This is a genomic window from Collinsella sp. CLA-ER-H9 (genome assembly GCF_040092295.1).
GTDB lineage: Bacteria > Actinomycetota > Coriobacteriia > Coriobacteriales > Coriobacteriaceae > Collinsella.
Window position 1 is genome coordinate 20076 of sequence record NZ_JBBNLV010000004.1, and the last position, 21527, is coordinate 41602.

The following is a 21527-nucleotide window of genomic DNA, read 5'->3' on the forward strand; positions in this document are numbered from 1 at the left end:
GAGGAAGTGATGGCGCAGGGGACGTTTGTGCAGGCGCTTCGTAAGGAGGCGGCGCTTAGCAGCACCTTTATGAAGGGGCGCTCGCTCATGCTTAACGGTGCCGTGCTGTCGTTTGAGGACTCCGGCTCGCGCTTCTCCAAAAACGTGAACATCGAGGGTACGGTGCGTGGCTCGCGCGGCGACCTGTACAAGACGCACGTGGCGCTCGATATGGACGAGCACGAGGTTATCGACTACGACTGCGATTGTCCCGCCGCCTTCCGCTATTCCGGCATGTGCAAGCACGTTATCGCCACGGCGCTGGCGTATCTGGATGCCAGTGGCGCCGAGCCCGTCGAGGGCTTGCGTACGCCGGTCCGCACGTTTACGGTACCGCCCGCACAGTCCAAGCAGCCCACGCGCCCCGTGCCCACCGCATCTGCGGTCAACCCCAACTTTCCCTTCCCGGCGCCCGTCCCCACGAGCCCGAGCCTTGTGGCGGCGCTTTCCGATCTTTCGGACGCGCGCATGGACGAGCTCGTGGCCATGCGTCGCAAGCTCGCCGGCACCATTGACCCCGATGCGCCCAAGGCAGTGCTGGAGCCCTCGCTGGTGCCGTACTACAATCCGCTGTTTGCCGATCGTTTTAACTGGGCGCTCGAGTTTCGCATTCGCTGCGGTTCGGTGTCCTACGTGGTTAAGGATATCGACGGCATGGCCGATGCCTATGTGCGCGGCGGTACGTTCTCCTATGGCAAGAAGCTTACGTTTGTCCATGTGCCCGAGGCATTCGATGACGTGTCGACAAAGCTGCTTGACTTTGTTGCAATGACGGTCGCCTACCTAGGTGATATTACGAGCTCGCGCTCGGCATCGTATGACTTTGCCCGCAGCGGCTTTGTCGCCGAGCGTCAGTTGCCGGTATCCGAGTATTCCGTCGTGTCCGTGCTGGACCTGCTGCGCGGCAGGACCATGTCCTTTGAGCCCGCTTGGTCGCGGGGGACGACGACGCATCGCTCCTACGAGGTGGCCGTCGAGTCGTCGCCGCAGGGGGAGGGCGAAGTCCCGGCTAAGCGCCCGCCGCTTCTTGCCGCCAAGGTTGCACCGGCGGCGGGAGGCAGCTACGACTTGCGCCTTCCGGCCGATACGCATTGCTTTGTCGCGAGCGACGTAGCCTATCTGGTCGATACGCGCCGCGCGCGCCGTACCGACACGGCGTTTGCCCAACATGCGGCGCCGTTCCTTTCGCACTTGTTGCCCTGCCGCACGCCGGTCCATATCGCCGCCGACCAGGTGGGCGAGTTCTGCCGCATGGCGCTGCCTATCTTGCGCGACTATACCGACCTGACCGCTCCCGCCGCGCTCGACGCCGTGGCGCCCGAGCCGAGCTTTGCCATGGCGATTGGCGTCGACGATGGTCTTGTGACCTGCAAGATTACGGTGACCTACGGTGATTGGTCGGCAGATCTCTTTAGTCTTGGTGCTCCGGGCAGTCCTTTCGAAGAGCAACGTCCCGGCGTTCCGCCCCGCGATACGGTGGCGGAGTTTCGCGTTATGGACACGGCGGCCCTGTACTTCGATTTCTACGAGGGCGGCCTGGCGTTTGAGGAGCGCGACGACGCCCGCCTGTTCCACTTGCTGACCGAGGGCCTGTCTGCCCTGTCCGAGCTGGGCGAGGTCATGCTCAGCGACCGCCTGCGCCAGATCTCGGTCCGTCCTGCGCCCAAGCTTTCGGTGCGTGCGACCGTCAAGAGTAACCTGCTCGACGTCGAACTGGGCGCGAGCGGGCTTTCGGCGGCCGACCTTGCCATCTATCTCGATTCGTATAAGCGCCACCAGACGTTCGCGCGCCTTACGTCCGGCGACATCGTGCGCCTGGACGAGGGCGCTCGTGCCGCGTTTGGCCTTGCCGAGGACCTGGGCGTCGATGCCGTCGACCTGCTCGACGGCGTGTCGCTTCCCGCGTCGAGTACTCTTTTTGTCGATAGCATGCTCGCGCGCACGCCGGCGCTCGAGGCCGATCGCGACGCGGCGTTTCGCCGCACCGTCGAGCGTCTGGACACGCTCGGCAAGATGGACTTTACGGTGCCCGCCTCGCTCAAGGCCACACTGCGTGGCTACCAGGTCGACGGCTATCAGTGGCTCGGCTCGCTCGAGCATCTGGGCCTTGGCGGCATCTTGGCCGACGATATGGGCCTGGGCAAAACGCTGCAGATGATCGCGCACATTCTGGCGCGCGTGGAGGCGGGGGACACCAGGCCCACGCTCGTGGTATGTCCCGCGTCGCTCGTGTACAACTGGACTGCCGAGCTGGAGCGCTTTGCCCCCTCGCTTGATATGTGCGCCATCGTGGGCGCCAAGGCGCAGCGCCGCGTGCAGATTGCCGGCGTGGCCGAGCATAACGTGGTCGTGACGTCGTATGACCTCATGCGCCGCGACATCAACGAATACGTCGAGCAGGACTTTGCCCGCGTGGTACTCGACGAGGCCCAGTACATTAAAAACCCGCTCACCCAGGTGGCCCGCGCCGCCAAGCGCCTGCCGGCCGGCGTGCGCTTTGCCCTGACGGGCACGCCCATCGAAAACTGCCTGTCCGAGCTCTGGAGCATCTTCGACTTTTTGATGCCGGGCCTTCTGGGCACGCGTGACTCATTTGCCAAGCGCTTTGAAAGTCCCGTCGAGCAAGCCGAGGGCGATAGTGCCGCTCGCCTGCAGGCGCTCGTATCGCCGTTTGTGCTGCGTCGCGTTAAGGAAGACGTGGTGGCCGACCTGCCCGAGAAGATCGAGGACACGGTGATGGCGCAGCTCACCGGCGAGCAGCGCAAGCTCTACCTGGCCAACCAGGACCGCATCGCCCAGCAGGTGCAGCACCGCGAGGCCGGGGAGTTTAAGAAAGATAAACTCAAGGTGCTTGCGGAGCTCACCAAGCTGCGTCAGATCTGCTGTGATCCTCATCTGCATTACGCAGACTACAAGGCGGGGAGCGCCAAGCTCGATACGTGCATGGAGCTCGTCCACGGTGCGCTCGACGGTAGCCATCGCATCTTGCTGTTCAGCCAATTTACGGGCATGCTCGATATCATCGGCAAGCGCCTGGCCAAGGAGGATATCGCCTTCCTTAAGCTCACGGGTGCATCGTCCAAGGAGAGCCGCGCCAAGATGGTTGCACAGTTCCAGGCGGGCGAGGTGCCGGTGTTCTTGATTTCGCTCAAGGCGGGCGGCGTGGGCCTTAATTTGACGGCTGCCGACGTGGTCATCCACTACGACCCGTGGTGGAACGTGGCGGCGCAGGACCAGGCGACTGACCGCGCCCATCGCATTGGCCAGCAGCACACCGTGACGGTGTACAAGCTCATCGCCAAGGACACGATCGAGGAACGCATTATGCAGATGCAGGAGTCCAAGCGCGATCTTGTCAACAGCGTGCTCGGCGGCGATGGCATCTCGTCGGCACTGTTCACGCGAGAGGATGTTCTGGCGCTGCTCGGTGGCGAGGGGCGCTAGCTGCGCGCGGGATGGGGCTGCCGGGGCGGATAGTACGCGCCGCCCCACCGTTCCCGCCCGTTATGTGTTCATTTGCCATGCCGTGGATGGTTCGCCTGCCTTTGGGCATAAGAAGCATCAGGAATATTGGCACATCAGCAAAGGAGAACATCATGGCGAAATTCTTTAAGGACTCCGATGGCAAGCTCGTTGCCGCCCTTGGCGACGGCGTTGCGACCCCTGCCGGCTGCACGGAGCTGACGGCGAACACCGAGGATGCAGCGCACGAGAAGCACGTGCCTGTTGTCGAAATCGAGCGCGACGGCCACGTCATTCGCGCACGCGTGGGCTCGACGGAGCACCCCATGCTGCCCGAGCACTACATCGAGTGGATCGCGCTTGAGGCCGAGGGCCGCCTGGAGGTCCATTACCTTGAGCCCGGCATGAAGCCCACGACGTTTTTCGCTGGCGGCTCCAAGACCGGTACCGTCTATGCCTACTGCAACCTGCATGGGCTGTGGTCCGCGACGTTCTAGGAGCGCGCCCCCGCTCGGGGTATCATAGCTAGCATATGCACATGCGAGCGCCGGCTGCATTATGCGGCCGGCGCTTTTACTACGACAACGACAGTTACGATGGGAAGGGCTTGGCCATGAAGCTCGCACTTGCACAGATCGATATGCGCTTGGGTGATATTGAGGGCATTTGCGGCCGCATCGAGGACCAGGCTCGCCTGGCTCATGAGCGCGGCGCGCGCGTGCTGTGCGTTCCGGCCCCGCTCTTTATGGGCGCCATGCCGGGCAGCCTGGTGGGCGCTGCCGATTTTGAGCACGATATGCTGACGGGCCTGACGGGCGTTGCCGAGCGCATCCAAGAGCTCGACATGATCTGCATCGTGCCCTCTGCGGTTTCGTTTGAGGGCCAGCCCCTGCTTGACTATATGATGCTTAAAGACGGTCGCGTGGTGCCTGCGCGCGCAAGTATTGCCCTGCAGCGCGGTGGGAACGGCGATGCCCGTTGGGCACCGCCGGTGTTTGACGTGGACGGCGTACGCATCGCCGTGATCTTCGACTTGGACCGCGAGCTCGAGATGCTGCCGACCGGCGTCGACCTCATTGCCTATTTCCAGTTTAACGCGTTTGATATGACCGATCGCGAGACGGCCGCCATTGCTGCCGTTCGCAGCGGTGCCTACCGCAAGATCGCGTCCAAGCGCAGCGTATGGTTTGCCTGCATGGCGCCGATCGGTGCGTACGACGAGTCGGTGTATACCGGCGGGTCGTTTGTGCTCGACGATTGCGGCCGCGTGGTGGCCCAGGCGCCGTGTTTTGAGGAGAGCCTGCTGGTTCAGGAGATTCAACGCGGCGTGATGCTCGATACCCTGGAGGACCATGAGCTGCCCGAGTTTCGTTCCGAGGAGTGGCTATGGCAGGCGCTGGTGCTTGCCGTGCGCGACAATGCCCGCGCCCGCGGTGCATCGCGTGCTGTGGTGGCGCTCGAGGGCGATTTGCCGTCGTCCCTGTTGGCGGCGCTTGCCGTCGATGCCTTGGGTTCGCGTAACGTAATTGGTCTGGTGCTGGGGCGCAATCGCGTCTTTACGCCGGCGCAGGAGGAGGCGGAGGCCGCCCGCTGTTCCGCTGTGCGCTCAATCGCCGAGCGCTTGCACGTTCGCACCGTCGAGCGCGATGCGCCGGATGCGGCGCGCGTGCTTGACCGCGACGTGTCGGCGGGCGATGCCGAACGCCTGCGTTCGCGTGCGTTGGGCCTGATGCTCGAGGATACGGCGCTCGAGTTGGGCGCTATGGCGCTGAGCCCGCTTTCCAAGACCGAGTACGCGCTGGCGGCGCCCGCGCTGTCCGGCGGCTACCAGGGCGACTTTGCGCCCTTTGGCGATGTGTATCTGTCGACGCTCGAGTTTGTGGCACGCGTGCGCAACCGCGCCTCGGCCGTGGTGCCCCAAGAGCTCGTGACGCTCAACGCGGTAGAGGATTGCATGGATCGCGTGCTGGCGCAGGCGCTCTCGACGCTCGCCGGTCCGGTTGATATGCTCGATCGCGCGGCGCAGCTGCTGGGCGGGCTTGAGCCGGGCGAGGTCGATGGTGCGCTTGAGTCGCACGTGGACCGCAACCGTCCCTTTGACGACATCCCGATGGCCGCTGCCAAGCCCGAGGCCTGCTCGCTGCTGCTGATGCTCGTGCGCCAGGGTGAGGCTGCTCGTCGCATACTACCGACGGCCCCGATCGTCTCGGCCCGTTCGTTTGCCGAGCGCGCCTGGCCGTACATGCTTGCGTGGTCCGATCTGGGGCTCAACGGCAAGGAGCGCATGACGGTTGATTCGCTGGCACGCGCCGAGGTGCGACGCTTTGCCGACGACAATACGAGTGACCGTATGCGCGGCGAGATGATGGGCCTGCTGGGCGAGCTGTTGGGTATTTCACCCGAGCAGATGGAAGAGCTGCGCTCCGAGGACGGTCAGCGTCGTTTGCACGAGGGCATGAAGCGGTTTGAGGGCGAGGTCCAGGACGCCATCGACAAGATGATGGGCGGCCAGGGCGGACCGCAGGGTGGGCCCCAGGGAGGTCCGATGCCGCATCCGCCGGTGGACCCGAGGCAATTCCCATTCTTCTCTCAAAACTAGGTCGCTGCGCGCCCGCCAGAGCGGCAATCTGCCTTTCAATCGTCGGGCATGACCGCCAGGTCAATGCCCTCCTCTTTCAAGGCACCTTGCTCGCTCTGGCGGGCGCTCGCTTGCGTATGCTCAACCTACAATTCAATCTCGGCTGACGTATGGGGCTGGCGTTGTGTTATTCTAGAACAGACGTTCGTGAATGATGTGCGAGGCCTTGCCTTGCGCTTGGCAAAAGACGAGGGGAGGCTGGCTTGGTCATTTTGGGTATCGACCCCGGTTTGGCCCATACGGGCTGGGGGATTATCGAGGAGCGACGTGGCGAGGTTCGTTGCCGTGCCTACGGTTGCATCGAGACCAGCGCGGGCAGCCCGCTCGCGGTGCGCCTGTCGCATATCGCCCACGACCTCAAGGGCGTTGTCGAACGCTATCGCCCCGATACCGCTGCTATCGAGAGCATCTATTTTGGCGCCAACGTTCGCTCGGCCATCCCTACGGCGCATGCCCGCGGTGCTGCGCTCGTGGCGCTTTCTGAGTGCGCGCTCGAGATTGGCGAATACACGCCCATGCAGATCAAGCAGGCCGTGGTGGGCACGGGTGCTGCGGATAAACGGCAGGTTGCCTACATGGTGCGTACGCTCACGCAGCTCGATCACGACCCTCACCCAGACCATGCCGCCGATGCCCTGGCCTGCGCCATCTGCCACGTTAACCTAAGCCGCACCCGGGCGCTTACCGGCGGCGAGTTCTATCAACAGAGAGGAACCGGATACTGATGATCTCCCAGCTCCATGGAACGCTTATCGAGGCCACGATGAGCTCGGCCGTCGTCGATGTATCGGGCGTGGGCTTTGAGCTCGGTATTTCGGGCAGCACTGCCGCCACGCTGCCTACGCCCGGCGGCGAGGTTCGCCTCTATACCCGTATGCAGGTGCGCGAGGACGCCATGACGCTCTTTGGCTTTGCCTCCAAGGACGAGCGCACGATGTTCGACCGGCTCGTTTCTGTCTCGGGCGTCGGCCCGCGTCTTGCACTTGCCGTGCTTTCCACCTATACCGTGGGACAGCTGTATTCCCTGGTGATGGCTGAGGACGACAAAGGCATGGCCAAGGTACCCGGTGTGGGCAAAAAGACCGCCCAGCGCCTCATCTTGGAGCTCAAGAGTACCTTTGCCAAGGACAAGGGCTTTGTTCCGGTCGACGTAATCCCCGGTCAGGTTGCGATGCCGGTTCCCGCCGCCGTTCCCTCGGCCATCGACGACGCTCGTGCGGCGCTCCTTTCCATGGGCTTTAGCCCGCAGGAGACCGAGGTTGCCCTGAGCGGGTATGATGGGCAGGATATGCGTGTCGAGGACCTGCTCGGCGCGGCGCTTAAGCGACTCGGAATGGATGCGTGATGTGGGAAGCCGATGACTCTCAGGACCTGTGGTCGACGCCCGGCAGCTCGCCGGCGGCATCCATGGCGCACGGTGAGCGCATGGTGGGCTCGGAGCTAACGCCCGAAGACCTCGATGTCGACCGTACCCTGCGTCCCCAGCGTCTGGACGACTACTGCGGTCAGGAGCATATCAAGCAGAGCCTTCGCGTGCTGATCGAGGCGGCGCAGAGCCGTGGTGAGACGCTCGACCACGTGATCTTCTCGGGCCCTCCGGGTCTGGGCAAGACCACGCTGGCCACCGTTATCGCCAACGAGCTGGGCGCTCAGATCAAGACGACGAGCGGCCCGGCCATCGCGCGTACCGGTGATCTGGCGGCTATTCTTACCAACTTGCAGCCGGGTGACGTGCTGTTTATCGACGAGATCCACCGCCTTAACCGCTCGGTCGAGGAGGTCCTGTATCCCGCGATGGAGGACTTTGCGCTCGATATCGTTATCGGTAAGGGTCCGGCGGCGCGCTCGATTCGCCTGGATATCCCTAAGTTTACGCTGGTGGCGGCAACGACTCGCTCGGGTATGCTGACCGGCCCGCTGCGCGATCGCTTTGGCATTTCGTATCGCCTGGACTACTACACGGTCGAGGAGCTCGCCCAGATCGTGACGCGCTCGGCGACCATTCTGGGCGTGACGATCGACCATCCGAGCGCGCTCGAGATCGGCTCACGCTCGCGTGGTACGCCGCGCCTCGCCAACCGTCTGCTCAAGCGCGTGCGCGACTATGCGCAGGTGCGCGGCAACGGTCCTATTGAGCTTGATATTTGCCGTCAGGCGCTCGAGTTCTTCGAGATTGATGAGCTTGGTCTGGACTGGATGGACATTCGTATCTTGGAGACGCTTGCCAAGACGTTCTCCGGCCGTGCCGTGGGCCTGACGACCCTTGCCAGCGCAGTGGGTGAGGACCCGGGTACGCTCGAAGATGTCTACGAACCCTATCTGTTGCAGTGCGGCTTGATGATTCGCACGCCCCAGGGCCGCCAGGCAACGCTTCGCACCTTTGAGCACTTGGGCATCGAGCCAGCCGTTTAGAGGCGGGTTTGTTTTGGCTGGTCTGTAGGCTATCGCTGGGCATCGGGTAAACATATCGCCATTCATCGGTTACGGGTGTTTTACTATTGCGCGCCCGTGCTATGCTGAATTGGTCTTTTTCTCATCCGGTAACGAAAGGACCGCCCATGCCTACTGATATCGAAATCGCACGTTCCGTCACGCCGCTGCCCATTACCGAGGTGGCTAAGAACGCCGGCGTCGACGTAAAGCACCTGATTCCGTACGGCTTCGACAAGGCTAAGGTCGACTATTCACTGCTCAACGAGCCGACCGATCACCAGGCCAAGCTTGTCCTCGTGACCGCTATCAATCCCACGCCCGCAGGCGAGGGCAAGACCACCACGACCATCGGCCTGGCCGATGGCCTGCGCCGTCGCGGCGTCAAGAGCGCTGTGGCCCTGCGTGAGCCTTCGCTCGGCCCCGTCTTTGGCGTCAAGGGCGGTGCCGCCGGCGGCGGCTGGGCGCAGGTCATCCCCATGGAGGACATCAACCTGCACTTTACCGGTGACTTCCACGCTATCGGCGCCGCCAATAACCTGCTGGCCGCCATGCTCGACAACCATATTCAGCAGGGCAACCAGCTCGGCATCGACGTTAAGCGCATCACCTGGAAGCGCGTCGTCGACATGAATGACCGCCAACTGCGCCATGTTATCGACGGCATTGGCGGCAAGGCCCAGGGCGTGCCGCGCGAGGACGGCTTCGACATCACCGTTGCCTCCGAGGTCATGGCAATCCTGTGCCTGTCCACGAGCATCAACGACCTCAAAGAGCGCTTGGGCGAGATCGTCGTCGGCTACAGCTATGCCGGCGAGCCCGTTCGCGCCCGCGACCTCAAGGCCCAGGGAGCTATGGCCGCGCTGCTTAAGGATGCGCTCAAGCCCAACCTGGTGCAGACGCTCGAGGGTACGCCCGCGTTTGTCCACGGCGGCCCCTTCGCCAACATCGCTCACGGCTGCAACTCCATCATGGCTACGCGCATGGCTATGCGCTTTGGCGATGTCGCCATTACCGAGGCGGGCTTTGGCGCCGATCTGGGTGCCGAGAAGTTCCTCGACATCAAGTGCCGCATGACGGGCGTCCGCCCCAGCGCCGTCGTGATTGTCGCCACCGCCCGTGCGCTTAAGTACAACGGCGGCGTTGCCAAGGCCGACCTTAACGACGAGAACCTCGATGCCCTCAAGGCCGGTATGCCCAACCTGCTGCGCCACGTCGACAACATCCAGAGCGTCTACGGTCTGCCCTGCGTGGTCGCCATCAACCGCTTCCCGACGGACACCGAGGCCGAGCTTGCGCTCATCGAGTCCGAGTGCCAGAAGCTCGGCGTCAACGTTAAGCTTTCCGAGGTCTGGGCCAAGGGCGGCGAGGGCGCGCTCGACCTGGCCGATGAGGTCATGCGCCTGATTGAGCAGCCGAGCGAGCTCAAGTTTGCCTACGGGGACGGCGCCGATGTGGCCGATGCCCTCGAGGCCGTTGCCACTAAGGTTTACCGCGCCGACGGCGTCGACTTTACGCCGGCTGCCAAGCGTCAGCTCGCCGAGCTGCGCGAGAACGGCTTTGGCAACCTGCCGGTGTGCGTCGCCAAGACGCAGTACAGCTTTAGCGACAACGCCAAGGCCCTGGGCGCTCCCGAGAATTTCCGCATCACCGTGCGCGAGCTCAAGGTTTCCGCCGGTGCCCACTTTGTGGTCGCGCTGACCGGCAGCGTTCTGACCATGCCGGGCCTGCCCAAGGTTCCCGCGGCCGAGAACATAGACGTCGACAACGACGGCAACATCACCGGCCTGTTCTAAGTCTGCTGCTCATAGCCGCTTGCCCGCCCCGCCGCGCCTACCAAGGCCCGGCGGGGCTTTTTGATCCTTAGGCACGCGCATGTCTTGTAGATACCGGCGGGCTTTGCCCATCATAGGCTTTTGCGCGGGTAGAATGCATGGATAACTTGATGCTTACAGGCGACGGAGAGGAAACGTTGCATGGACCAGGACAAGACGACCGTGATGGGCGGATATGGTTCCGCGCAGGCTGGCGGCAGTGCCGATGCGACCCGCATTGTGTCGAACCCCGGCAATGCTGCCCCCGATGCGACGCAGGCGTCCGCCGAACCCACACGAGTTATGGGCTATGGCGATACACCGCGGGATCCGTTTGATTATGCACCGCAGGACCCGTATGGCAATGCGACGCCGGACCCGTATGGCAATGCGGCGGCAGGCGCTTATAATAACCTGCCGCAAAATCCCATTCCGCAGCCTCAGCAGACGACGTATATGCCGCGCACGGCACAGTCCCAGCCTCGTTATGAGTCGCGCGATCCGTATGCGCGCCAGCCTTATCGTGAGTACCCCAAGTCGATTCCGCAGTATGGTGAGGACGAGGAAGAGGCGCCGTCGCGTTCGTCGAGTGTGATCAAGAAGATCCTCATTGTGCTGGCGATCTTTTTTGCGCTGTCGGTTGTATTCGCCATTGTGTCGGGCATGCTCAACAAACGGGGGAGTTCAACGGCCGATACCACTGCCGAGCAAACCGAGTCCGCCTCATCTAACACCGTCGATCTGAGCGATATCCCGGGGCAGTACTGGTCCAACGCCAAGAAGCTCCTCAAGTCGCGCGGCGCCGATCTTTCGAATGCTGTGATTCTGACTGACGACGGCTCGACGCCTGTTGTCGATGCCAACTGGGTCGTCACATCTGCCTACTACAACGCTGACGGCAACCTGGAGGTCCAGCTTACGCGCAAGGACGGCTCGTCGGGCAATGCGTCCGGCGATCAAGGCACCACGGACAGCTCGAGCTCCAACACGCTGGAGGACCTGAGCAATAAGGCGCAGGAATTGGGAGACAAGGCGCAAGAGCTGGGCGATACGGCACAAAACCTGGGCGATACCGCGCAGAACTTGGGAGACATGGCGACGGATGCCTGGAACGCCCTACAAAACGGCATTTCGGGCGCACAGGGAAACTAGCGGCCGAGCGGCTAGAGCCTTAGCGGTGCAAACAAAAACGGGACGCAGGATCGCGTGACCGGGCGCATAGGCGCGCTGGTCGGCGGTCCTGCGTCCCGTTTTGCTGTCGATTACAGCTGCTCTGCCGGACGCTCGGGCGAGCTAAAGCCGGAGTCAAACGTGACGACGCATGATGCATCGGGCCTGCGCTCGTGCACGATGCGCGTGACGAGCCCCAGCAGCTCCTCGTCGGATATGTCAAAGCCGTCGGGACGCACCAGGTCAAACGAAACAAAGCCGTCGTGCTCGTGCAAGTCGTGGATGGAAAGCGCGGGGTCGATCTGCGCTACGCCGCGCTTGACCCAGCCGCGCAAGTCATCGCCGGTTGTTGCAATGGGGTCGCAGTGCAACGTGATGGCGATGCCCATCTGGCGTTTGATGTCGTGTTCGATGGTGTCCAGAATCTCGTGGTGCTCAAAGGCATCGCCCTCGCCGGGCATTTCCACGTGTGCGCTGGCAAACTGACGGCCGGGGCCGTAGTCGTGCACCATGAGGTCGTGCGTGCCCAGGACCTGGGGGTACGACATGATCCTGTCGCGGATTTCCTGGACGAGCTTGGGGTCGGGCGCTTGTCCCAGCAGCGGGCTGATGGCGTCGCGCACCAGGCCCAGGCCGCTGATGCAGATGAAGATGCCCACGCCCAGGCCCGCCCAGCCATCGAGGTCAAAGCCGGTCGTCTGCGAAATAAGCGCCGCTACCAAGACCGAGCCCGAGGTGATGACGTCGTTTTTGGAGTCCTGCGCCGTGGCGATGAGCGCCTCCGAGTCGATGCGATCGCCCAGCGTGCGGTTGAACGCGGCCATCCAGAGCTTAACGAGCATGGACGTAGCCAGTGCCGCAAGGGAAACGAGCGTGTAGGCGGTGGGGGAGGGCTTGATGATCTTGGTAACGGACTCGAGCACCAGGTTGATGCCGACGGCACAAACGAGGACGGCGACAAACAGGCCGGCGAGGTATTCGTAGCGGCCGTGGCCATAGGGGTGGCCTTCGTCAGCCGGGCGACTGGCAAGGCGGAATCCGAGCAGGCTCACAATGTTGCTCGACGCATCGGAGAGGTTGTTGAAGGCATCGGCGATAAGCGAGACAGAGCCGGCGAGCAGGCCCGCGATGCCCTTGGCTAGGCACAGGGTAATGTTGAGGCCAATGCAGATGAGGCTTGCGGCAAAGCCCGCGTTGGTGCGGCAAGCCGTATCGACCGGCTCGTCCTCGCTGCCGGGAACAAGCGTATGTACCAGCCGATTTACAAATAGCATGGCGTATCTCCTCGCATCCTTGTTTAAGGGGATAGTGTAGCTCGCATGAGCGCACCGTGCGCCGATGCTTTGAAAATGCAGCAATGGTCTGCTCGAGCTAACGAGCGGCCCTTCTTGTCCGACCGGGTGCTCCATTTTGGGCCACATGGGTATGGGCATGTGCCTGCCTGCCCGACATACTTAATGTTGACAGCCCCTGTGCAAAGGAGGACGTTTCTATGGACGAGATGTTTGCCATTAAATGCCAAAACTGCGGCGGTCCTATGTACTCACACCAGGCTAAACGCAGCTTTGAGTGCGCCTATTGCGGCACGGTCATCCCGTGGCAGGCCGATGCGGGGGAGCCCAAGAGCGCCCTGGGCATTCGTCATGCGCCGCTGACGGTTGTCGATGGACTGCTTAAGCTCACCCATGTGTCGCAGCTCGAGCGTCCGGTGGACCCCGACTGGTATTTCTTTAATTCACACTGGCGCAATCAGTCGGTTCTGGAGCATCTGCTGTGGGAGGACCGCGGCACGGCGCAGGAGTTTCAAGAGGCAGCGCACGTGAGCATTCCCTGCCCCTTCTGCGGTGCGTCCTTTGAGGGGTCATCGACCCAGCGCGTGTTTGAGTGCCCGTCCTGCGGTAATAAGATCGGCGTTGCCGACCTACTCAAGCCCGGTACCTTTAGCAAGCGTCTGACCATGGGCGTTGGTGCCGAGTACGTGCCTGAGCAGGGTATTCCTTGCGAGATAACGCCGCAGCAGGCACATGCCAACGCGCTGCAGCTGGTGCGCCAGTATCCCGATGCCTTTGCCGGGCACGACGTGGAAGACGCGATTCAAAATGACATGATGCTCTTCTACTTCCCCATGGCGCTCGCGGATTTGCGCATGATGGCGTCCTTCCCAGGCAAGGGGCTGAGCAAGGAGACCCTGGTGTACTACGAGGTGCTCGACTGGGCGTATCCGCGGGCAAACTACCTGGACGTTCGCCTTATGGGCATTTTGGAGCCGTGGGACTTTGCCAAGGTTGGGCCGTTTGACCCGGCCATGCAGGAAGGCGACTTCCGCGTTGTCTCCGTCGATGCGTCTACCAAGGACCAGGTGGTCATTGATAAGCTGGCGCTCGACGTTGCCGGCAACGATGCCGAGGCGGTGCTGGGGCTCAATAAAAAGAGCATCCGCACCTGGGCGCGCAAGGCCCGCAAGCATAAGGACGGCCTGGTGATGGTGCCGGTCTATTTTGTCGATCGCCCGGCGACGGACAGCCGCGATGGCGAGCAGGTGCGCATTGCCGTAAACGGCCAGACGGGCCGCGCGGTCGCGGTGGTGTTTAGCGACAAGCACGAAACACATATTGTGGCGCCGCTCAACCCAAGCCTGCATCTGTCCGGAGAAAGCACCGTGCACGCTACGCCCATCGAGGTCAAATACGTCAAGTCGCCGTTCCTGTACCAGATCGTGCGTCGTGGAGACGGTGAGCAGCCGCGTCAGGTGGCAGCGGTTGCCGAGGGTTCCTACCGAGAAGAAAAGCCCAAACGCAAGGGGCTGCTTGCAGCGATCTTTGGGAAGTAGGGGAACGGTACGGGACAGTGCGCAGTAGTGCGAGCTGTCCGTCGTGGTAGATCTAAATAAACGGTGGGACGGCTGCAAAAGAGCCGCCCCACCGGGCAAAATCAAGGTGTGCCGCGGAACCCGCTCCTCAGTCGGTCAACTTTGGAAGCGCGGGCAACGCAGGTACTAATGTCTAAAGGGCCGGGGCAACCGGCCCTTTTCTGCGGCAGCGGGGATTCGAATACCAACACGGTGTACGGCCCCACGGTACTTTGCTCTGTGACGAACGGACCCATGACGGCGCATTCTGTAATCATCATTTATGCGGTCCCTTAATCATTTGCGTTGACTGACATTGTCTTCGTTAAAGGCGTGTCCTAAAACAAACACTGCTCTATCAACTCTTTACCGCGCAGGGTATCGATCCACTCCTGCGGAATTGCGTCGATACCGTAGGCCGTGCCGGCGAGGGCGCCTGCGACGGCTGCGGTGGTGTCGGTGTCGTCGCCTAGGTTGACGGCGGCAAGCACGCAATCTTCGTAGCTGTTAGTGTTGACGAAGCACCAGGTGGCTGCCTTAAGCGTGTCGCGCACGAAGCCACCTGACCTGATTTCCTGCTCTGGCACGCCTTTCAGATGGAGTGCCCACGAGGGGAGCGCGTCGTTCATCACATCCCTCATCAGCTCGACAAATACGATGCACGCGTCAGTCGACGTTCTGTGGGCGTGCGTAATCGCGGAGACCTCGCGGATCTCTTCACCTGTCGCATCGGTGAACGCCAGGGGAGCGATGCGCATGAGCGAACCGTTGCCGTTGTCGCGCTCGCCGGAGCCTCCTTTGCCGGTGTGCAAGGCGCGGGCGGTCGTGCCGCCGTAATCGAAAACGCCGTCGATTGTATACTCGCCACGGGCAATCCAGCTTACGAACTTGTCGCGCATGTCCGCGGTGTCGATATGCCCTAGCTCCCTAATCGAGTCGCAGGTAGCAAGCGTCATGGACGTGTCATCGCTCCAGGTGCCGGCGGGCTGTCCATGCGTGCCGTAGCCGATCATGTCGGTGCATTCGAACGTGCCGCGGGGCCTGAACTCGTAGGGAACGCCCAGTGCGTCGCCGACGGCGAGCCCATAGATGCAGTCGCGCAGCGTTGTTTTCGGTCTGTCTGTCATGGAAAGCTCCTCTTATCCCGGGTGATGTGGAGCGCCATCGGTGGTGTCGGTCGCAACGTATTGCTATCCTTGTGCTTCGCCATTAGTCGCTTCGTTGATGGCGCGGTACTCGGCACTCAGCTCGCGCGCCAGCTCTTCCTTACTTGGAAGATACGGCAGGTATTTGGCGGCAAACACTTGGTCGTTGTCTTCGGGCAGCGTGTACTCGACAATCGAATCGCTTTTGTCCGCGCAGAGCACGATGCCTATGGGCGGATTGTCGCCTTCGTTCATGAGCTCGCGCGTGTAGTAGTTCACATACATTTGCATTTGGCCCAGGTCCTGATGCGTAAGGTCATCGGTCTTAAGGTCGATGAGCACGAAGCAGCGCATCAGATAGTTGTAAAACACAAGGTCAATATAGAAATGGCGTCCATCAAAGGTGATGCGCTTTTGGCGCGCCTCGAAAGCGAAACCACGGCCAAGCTCCAGCAGGAACTTCTGAAGATACGTGATGAGTGCCTGCTCTAGATCGCTCTCGCGAAACGCAGCATCGTCCGAGAAACCTAAAAACTCCAGTACATATGGGTCGCGGATGATATCCTCGGGGCGACGAGCCGGGGCGCTCTTTTGGATTTCCTGGGTGACGGCCTCCTTGTCCTTGCTGGCAAGTAGGCGCTCGCGGAACATGGTGTTGATCTGGCGCTCGAGCTGACGCGTGCTCCAGCGAGAATCGGCACATTCGTTCATGTACCAGGCGCGAGCTTCGGGGTCGGGAATACGCATCAGCCTGCGGTAATGAGTCCAGCTCAATTCGCTACGCAGTGCGTCGCGAATTGGAAACGCAAGAAAGAACTGACGCATATTGCGAAGGTTTGCGATGCCAAAGCCTCTTCCGAAATCCGCGGTAAGCCTTCTGGAGAGGCCCGCAATCAATGCCTCTCCATATGCTGCGCGCTCCTCTCCGCCCTGCTCATCAACAATGCTCTTGCCGATCTCCCAATACGCCTCAACCATCGCAAAGTTAACGGCGGTATAGGCCTTGTCGCGAGCGGCGTTGAGAATCGAGGAAACCTGCTTGTAAAAAACTTCTGGCACGATTGCCGATTCTCCACGGTTTACCAGTTCGCCCATCACTGTCGCCCCACTTTCCTCTTGTGGAATGCATCTTTATTGCATTTAGTTTAAAGCCTCGCGCGGACTCGAATTTCAATGTCGCCTAGCGCCTTCGTGCAGGATTCCCGAAGTGACTAAAATGTGACCATAGAGGCAGTTTTAGCGAACCCCATGGGAGTGACACGCATGGACAACAACACTTTGCTGTTCCAGGACAAAGGTTCGGGCGGGTTTAAAGACGTCAAGATCTACCCTAACCGCATCGAGGTGCTCAAGAAGGGCACTTTCGGCGGCAAGCACACCGAGATTGTCTACCTTAAGGACATCACGGGGGTCAGCAGGATCAAGGGTCGCGACGTTTTTCTGCGCAACAGGCTGTTGACTGCCTGTGTCTTTAGCCTGAGCAGCCGCTCCCAGGCCCAGGAATTTGTGAACGCGCTGAACATGGTGATGTAGCCGACGTCGGCGTTCGGGCCGAGGTAAAAATCGGGGGCACAGAACGGTGTCCTGCGCCCCCGATTGAGTCGATGTGTCTAAAAGGCGGGCTTGCCTATTCGTTGTCGTCCCCAGCGTTTTCGCGGTCACTGGCAAGCATTGCTGCGCCGGCGACTGTCGTCGCCACGGCGGCAGCGGCGAGCCCGGCGGCGATGCCAGAGCCGTCGCCCGTGCCGGCGAGTTTTCCGCCCGAGCCCTTGCTCTTGTTGCCCTTGCCGTTCTTGTCGGCGCTGCCTGCGTTGGAACCCGTGCCACCGTCCGTGCCGCCTGCACTGCCCGAGGCCGCTACGGTAAAGCTTACGGCTCCATCGCTGGCGAGTATGTAGTTTTGTTCCGCGTCGCCCAAAAGGCCTTTCGCGCGCACCCAGTACGTCCCTGCGGCAAATGTTTCGCCCTCGGCCATTGCCGTGCCCGGAGCGCCGTTCGCGTCGTGCGCAAACTCGAGCTGGGCCGTGCAGGCATCGGTTTCGAGCTTGCCCTCGAGTGATGCCGCAATCTTGGCGCGCACGTCTTCGCCGGCCTTAAGGCCTTCGAGTCCCTCAAAATGGGGCGTCAGCGCGCGTCGATCGATATCGATGGGCACAGAGCCCTGCAGCCCCGTAACAGTCTCGTTACCCAGGGCGTCGACATCCACATATTCGATGGCAAACGCATGTCCCGAGGCTGCTACGTTGAGTACGTTGCTGCTATCGACGAGGCGGAAATGACCCTCGCCAACGGTCTTGCCGTCCTGGAGCGAGGCGTCGCTCAGCGAGTCGCCATATGTCATGTGCATGCGGGCTGGGAGGTAGCACGAAGCCGTCTGCTTGTGCTCCGTATCGTAATTGCGCTGGTAGATGCTCCGGGCCAGTGCCGCATCAACAAAGTCGGATGCGATGATGCCAATGTGCTTGCGGCAGTCCGCCTTTGTGCTCTCAACTCCGGTATTGTTTATATATGAGCTCTTGTACAGATGCTCGTCGACCACTCGCGCTGCGGTAAAAGGGTTGTTTTGCGTGCAGCTCGTGTAGTTGATAAACCAGCAGCGCTCCGTTGCCTGCACCGTTGTCCCGTCCGCGGCAGTGATATCTACGGTGCTGCGCTCGAACTCGGACGCTGCCTTCAGGGCCATATCGACCCAGTCGATCTTACTGGATCCCGTGCAGTTGTAATGGTCTTGGGCATATACCGCTGTGCTATAGGGCTCTTTGTCGCCCGTATTGCCCGCAGCCTCAAAGCCTTGCTCGTATTTCACGAGGCACATGGACTTTCCGGAATGCGCCTTGATTTTGTCGTCCCATTCGGTGAGGTCGAGGCCCCACGTGTGGCCGTCTACGCTGTCGCCGGCGAGTTTAAATCGACGCAGCAGGACGATCTTTCCGCGCACCTCGTTCAGTGTGGGGACATGGCTCGACGTATAGAACAGATCGGAGTTATTGTCCATAACATTGGCGAAAGCCGTCGTAACACTGTCGTCGGTGGCTTCGTCGTTGCCTCGTGACACCAGCATGATGAGCGCTTCTGACGGGTTTTCGTTCAAAAATGTTTTGAAGTAACCGATGACATCGGAGAGATGTATAAAGCCCCCGTCTTTTTTGAGCAGGTAGCATATTCCATGGTCGATGCCGGGGTCGCCGTTCTCGTTGTTCTTTCCAAGTCGGATATCAAAATAGCGAATGCCTTCGAGCAGCTGCGTGGGGATGTAATCCTGCTGGCACTTTGCAAGCGAGGTTTGGGGCTCGGTGTCGTTGTCGATGCTGCAGGTGCTTGAATCATGCGTGCCCGGGATGCTCAGCTCGTCGAGGTATTTGTTGCCGTCGACGTATTTCATCCAGCATGGTCCGTCGACGTAGCTGCTATACTTGATCCAGTCGATACTTCTAACCGTGGTATTGATCTCGCCCTTGTCGTAACCGACAAGTTCGAGCTCCCACGGAATACTCTTCCTCTTGTGGCAGATCTTGTTGTTGTCTTGGTCTTTGCCGTCCTTTTCTATGGCCAGGTAATTAATGTCTTTTTTCTCGTTTGTGCGGTCTCGGATGATGTAGGTTCCGTTTGACTGGCGGTCGAACGCAAAAGAGCGACTGGGCTTGCCGTCATGCTCGCCACTCCATACGTGGATGACCTTTCCATCTTTGTCCGAGTCGCCATCGACCGACCAAATGCTGTAGCCCGTCTTCTTGTGTTCTTCGAAATTGAGCAGGGTGCGGATGGCATACCAATTTCTATTATCTGTATCGGTCTCTACGTGCTCAAGGATGAGCTTGCTGGACGTGCCGTCATTAAACAGGTGGCAGACGTTGCCGATGACGTTGCCGTCTTCGTTGACGCTCGCGGTGCGAAAATAGCCCGCGGGGCGAAGGCGAATGACGAACTTGTCGAGGGTGTCCGCCGGCGTGGGTGCGTCTTCTGCAAATGCCGCGCGCACGGGAAGGCCCAATCCCGCGGTTTCGGGCAGGCTTACAAATGGCGACAATGCTGCGAGTCCTAGGCCCAACGTGAATGCTCGACGGCTAATGGCGTGGTGTTCGGTCATAACTTCTCCATTCGCAGAGTGCGGTTATGCGATAGTTTTGGTCACTATACTGCCCAGATGTTTAAAGACGCCGGTTTAATTGTCTGCGCGGCGCAATAAATCGGCGGGTGGACGTGTTGGGGTGTTTGTCGTGTTCGTACTGTTGCCACATTTGGGGCGGTTCCGGCGTCCGGCGTCCTCGCGTTCGTCGGCTACCGGCATAAGAAAAGGAGGGTCGGTTTACCGGCCCTCCCTTGGTACGAAGCGCTGGGATACCGTCGCTTGTTTACGCTGCGCCCGTGTTTCCCGCTGCGCTCGCCAGTCGCTTAGCGTTTAATCTCGATATCCTCGAGCTTAACGTCCATGGCCTCGGTCTTGGCCTTGGCGATGTCGTCGGCAAATTCCAGAGACTCCATCATGGTCTCGACGGCGTCCTTGTGTTCCTCGACGTTGTCGATGCGCACGTACACGCTGCCGCCGTCAACGTCGGTGAAGTACTCGGTCGTCACGCCGCCCGAGTGCGTAAAGTAGGCGCTGCGCCAGGTCTTGCCGTTGTACTTAACGGGATCGCTCTCGGTCCATCCGGAGTTGGCCTTCCACTCTGCCTCGTAGTCAAACAGTTCATCGGCCTTCTTGTCAGGATCGAAGACGGGGATGAAGCGGTCGCTGGCATGCTCGCTCTCGGTGAACTTAAACTGGGCCCTGTCGGCGGTATCGCCTGCGACGTCCGTGATTTCGACGCCCTCGGGGACTTCGACCTTAAACCAAATGAAGTCGGTCCTCATATCCACGGCTGGCTTTTCCGCTCCACCGCCACCGCCGCTGCCGGTAGCGCCGCCGCTGCCACCGCAACCCACCAAGGCAACTGCGGCAAAGAGACTGATGCAGAGGGTGAGAATCGCAAAGGCCTTCTTTTTCATGGTCGTGTCCTCCTCGATCTGTAACCGTCCATGGATTACCTGCCTTTACTGTACGCGCGAGCGGCTCGTAAGGGTGGGCCATGTGTCCCATTCTGAGGGCCGGATTTGCGCCGGCAAGTGGCAATATGTCCGGGCGCAAAAGAGGGGAGGGCCGGCCGATCCGATCCTCCCCTGGCTGGGCGTCCGATCATTTAATGACTGCGCATGCGATGCTGCGTGCGAGCCCCTAATGCTTGATCTCGATGCTCGAAATCTCGACTTCGCGTGCCTCGGCAACTGCCTTCGCCATGTCATCGGGGAACTCGATGGAGTTGAGGAGCGCCTCGGCTTCTTTCTTATGCAGATCGAAGTTCGAGATGAGGACGTAGACGCTTCCCGGCTCAACATCGGTAAAGAGGAGGGTTGAGACGCCGCTGTTGTCCTCGTACGTTCCGACGAGCCACGTCCTGCCGTTATACTCGACGGACCCGCCATCCTTCCACTGGAACGTATCACCTTTCTTTTCTGCCTGGTCGGCGTGGGATTCCTCTGCCGTCAGCGCTTTTTTCCAAACGGGGATAAAGCGATCGGCCGAACCGTTCTCGTCTTCGGGGAAGGTGAGCTGGACCCTGTCGGCATTCTTGCCAGCGGAATCGCTTACGCCAACGCCCTCGGGCATTTCCACCTTAAACCAGATAAAGTCAGTCTTTTCGGCGACGGGGGCCTTTTCCTTGCCTTCGCTCTTTGAGGTGCTGCCGCCTCCGCCTGATGCGATCCCGCCGCAGCCGACAAGGGCGAGTGCGGCAAAGAGGGCGATGCAAAGGGAAAGGATCGATAGGGTCTTTTTCTTCATGGTGGCGTCCTCCTTGTCTGTCGGTGACATCGCGGCGCCGCATGCTGTTGGGGTACTGATTGCGCTGGCGGCGGATGTCTCTGTGTACTGTGCGGCTTATGCCTCCGTTCATCGCTTGTGGCCGTTGCGCGGCCGTGCCCCAACAGGTTCCTTGTTTATAGAT

Annotated in this window: 16 protein-coding genes; 10 read left to right on the forward strand and 6 right to left on the reverse strand. The window is 61.0% G+C overall.

Annotated elements, in window-relative coordinates; genetic code table 11:
* Window positions 1–9 precede the first annotated feature (9 nt).
* The 8 genes from AAAX73_RS03880 (at window position 10) to AAAX73_RS03915 (ending at window position 11535) form a co-directional block, all read left to right on the forward strand.
* Window positions 10–3483 (forward strand): SNF2-related protein, encoded by a 3474-nt coding sequence (locus tag AAAX73_RS03880; RefSeq protein WP_349125067.1) that lies wholly within the window; start codon window positions 10–12, stop codon window positions 3481–3483.
* A 152-nt stretch (window positions 3484–3635) separates the two neighbouring features.
* A complete protein-coding gene (locus AAAX73_RS03885; protein ID WP_161156252.1) occupies window positions 3636–3998 on the forward strand; it encodes a desulfoferrodoxin family protein in 363 nt (120 codons plus the stop codon).
* 116 nt (window positions 3999–4114) lie between these two features.
* Window positions 4115–6100 carry a hypothetical protein gene (locus tag AAAX73_RS03890; RefSeq protein WP_349125068.1) on the forward strand — a complete coding sequence of 662 codons (1986 nt, stop codon included), beginning with the start codon at window positions 4115–4117 and terminating at the stop codon, window positions 6098–6100.
* A 242-nt stretch (window positions 6101–6342) separates the two neighbouring features.
* Window positions 6343–6864, forward strand: a complete 522-nt coding sequence (gene ruvC / locus AAAX73_RS03895) for a crossover junction endodeoxyribonuclease RuvC (RefSeq protein ID WP_117639774.1) — start codon at window positions 6343–6345, stop codon at window positions 6862–6864.
* A complete protein-coding gene (ruvA, locus tag AAAX73_RS03900) occupies window positions 6864–7484 on the forward strand; it encodes a Holliday junction branch migration protein RuvA (protein ID WP_349125069.1) in 621 nt (206 codons plus the stop codon). Before ruvC ends, ruvA begins: the two co-directional genes overlap by 1 nt.
* The gene (ruvB, locus tag AAAX73_RS03905; RefSeq protein ID WP_349125070.1) at window positions 7484–8551 is read left to right on the forward strand and encodes a Holliday junction branch migration DNA helicase RuvB; all 1068 of its coding nucleotides are present in this window, start codon (window positions 7484–7486) and stop codon (window positions 8549–8551) included. Before ruvA ends, ruvB begins: the two co-directional genes overlap by 1 nt.
* Before the next feature lie 146 nt (window positions 8552–8697).
* Window positions 8698–10365, forward strand: coding sequence for a formate--tetrahydrofolate ligase (locus AAAX73_RS03910; protein ID WP_349125071.1), 1668 nt, complete (start codon window positions 8698–8700; stop codon window positions 10363–10365).
* 180 nt (window positions 10366–10545) lie between these two features.
* Window positions 10546–11535 (forward strand): hypothetical protein, encoded by a 990-nt coding sequence (locus AAAX73_RS03915; protein ID WP_271728961.1) that lies wholly within the window; start codon window positions 10546–10548, stop codon window positions 11533–11535.
* A gap of 110 nt (window positions 11536–11645) precedes the next feature.
* Here the strand turns inward: AAAX73_RS03915 and AAAX73_RS03920 are convergent, their stop codons facing one another.
* The gene (locus AAAX73_RS03920; RefSeq protein WP_349125072.1) at window positions 11646–12827 is read right to left on the reverse strand and encodes a cation diffusion facilitator family transporter; all 1182 of its coding nucleotides are present in this window, start codon (window positions 12825–12827) and stop codon (window positions 11646–11648) included.
* A 218-nt stretch (window positions 12828–13045) separates the two neighbouring features.
* Between AAAX73_RS03920 and AAAX73_RS03925 the strand changes: the two genes are divergently transcribed.
* Window positions 13046–14383, forward strand: a complete 1338-nt coding sequence (locus AAAX73_RS03925; RefSeq protein ID WP_349125073.1) for a hypothetical protein — start codon at window positions 13046–13048, stop codon at window positions 14381–14383.
* Between the two features lie 356 nt (window positions 14384–14739).
* Here the strand turns inward: AAAX73_RS03925 and AAAX73_RS03930 are convergent, their stop codons facing one another.
* Window positions 14740–15528 (reverse strand): ADP-ribosylglycohydrolase family protein, encoded by a 789-nt coding sequence (locus AAAX73_RS03930; protein WP_349125074.1) that lies wholly within the window; start codon window positions 15526–15528, stop codon window positions 14740–14742.
* A 63-nt stretch (window positions 15529–15591) separates the two neighbouring features.
* Window positions 15592–16605, reverse strand: coding sequence for a PDDEXK nuclease domain-containing protein (locus tag AAAX73_RS03935; protein ID WP_349125075.1), 1014 nt, complete (start codon window positions 16603–16605; stop codon window positions 15592–15594).
* A gap of 204 nt (window positions 16606–16809) precedes the next feature.
* On the opposite strand from AAAX73_RS03935, the gene AAAX73_RS03940 reads away from it, so the two are divergent.
* A complete protein-coding gene (locus AAAX73_RS03940; protein WP_349125076.1) occupies window positions 16810–17079 on the forward strand; it encodes a hypothetical protein in 270 nt (89 codons plus the stop codon).
* Between the two features lie 94 nt (window positions 17080–17173).
* On the opposite strand, the gene AAAX73_RS03945 is transcribed toward AAAX73_RS03940, so the two are convergent.
* From AAAX73_RS03945 to AAAX73_RS03955, 3 genes are all read right to left on the reverse strand, one after another.
* On the reverse strand, window positions 17174–19633 hold the full coding sequence (locus AAAX73_RS03945; RefSeq protein WP_349125077.1) for a phosphatidylinositol-specific phospholipase C: 2460 nt from the start codon (window positions 19631–19633) through the stop codon (window positions 17174–17176).
* 305 nt (window positions 19634–19938) lie between these two features.
* On the reverse strand, window positions 19939–20532 hold the full coding sequence (locus AAAX73_RS03950; protein ID WP_349125078.1) for a hypothetical protein: 594 nt from the start codon (window positions 20530–20532) through the stop codon (window positions 19939–19941).
* Between the two features lie 226 nt (window positions 20533–20758).
* Window positions 20759–21364: a hypothetical protein gene (locus AAAX73_RS03955; protein WP_349125079.1), complete on the reverse strand. Its 606-nt coding sequence runs from the start codon at window positions 21362–21364 to the stop codon at window positions 20759–20761.
* Window positions 21365–21527 lie beyond the last annotated feature (163 nt).

Bases quoted from the DNA above. Each gene is read 5' to 3' on its own strand.
- AAAX73_RS03890 (WP_349125068.1), top strand. From the start codon at position 4,115: ATGAAGCTCGCACTTGCACAGATCGATATGCGCTTGGGTGATATTGAG.
- AAAX73_RS03910 (WP_349125071.1), top strand. From the start codon at position 8,698: ATGCCTACTGATATCGAAATCGCACGTTCCGTCACGCCGCTGCCCATT.
- AAAX73_RS03930 (WP_349125074.1), bottom strand. From the start codon at position 15,528: ATGACAGACAGACCGAAAACAACGCTGCGCGACTGCATCTATGGGCTC.
- AAAX73_RS03880 (WP_349125067.1), top strand. From the start codon at position 10: ATGGCGCAGGGGACGTTTGTGCAGGCGCTTCGTAAGGAGGCGGCGCTT.
- AAAX73_RS03955 (WP_349125079.1), bottom strand. From the start codon at position 21,364: ATGAAGAAAAAGACCCTATCGATCCTTTCCCTTTGCATCGCCCTCTTT.
- AAAX73_RS03950 (WP_349125078.1), bottom strand. From the start codon at position 20,532: ATGAAAAAGAAGGCCTTTGCGATTCTCACCCTCTGCATCAGTCTCTTT.
- AAAX73_RS03940 (WP_349125076.1), top strand. From the start codon at position 16,810: ATGGACAACAACACTTTGCTGTTCCAGGACAAAGGTTCGGGCGGGTTT.
- AAAX73_RS03885 (WP_161156252.1), top strand. From the start codon at position 3,636: ATGGCGAAATTCTTTAAGGACTCCGATGGCAAGCTCGTTGCCGCCCTT.
- AAAX73_RS03945 (WP_349125077.1), bottom strand. From the start codon at position 19,633: ATGACCGAACACCACGCCATTAGCCGTCGAGCATTCACGTTGGGCCTA.
- AAAX73_RS03915 (WP_271728961.1), top strand. From the start codon at position 10,546: ATGGACCAGGACAAGACGACCGTGATGGGCGGATATGGTTCCGCGCAG.
- ruvB (WP_349125070.1), top strand. From the start codon at position 7,484: ATGTGGGAAGCCGATGACTCTCAGGACCTGTGGTCGACGCCCGGCAGC.
- ruvA (WP_349125069.1), top strand. From the start codon at position 6,864: ATGATCTCCCAGCTCCATGGAACGCTTATCGAGGCCACGATGAGCTCG.
- AAAX73_RS03925 (WP_349125073.1), top strand. From the start codon at position 13,046: ATGGACGAGATGTTTGCCATTAAATGCCAAAACTGCGGCGGTCCTATG.
- AAAX73_RS03920 (WP_349125072.1), bottom strand. From the start codon at position 12,827: ATGCTATTTGTAAATCGGCTGGTACATACGCTTGTTCCCGGCAGCGAG.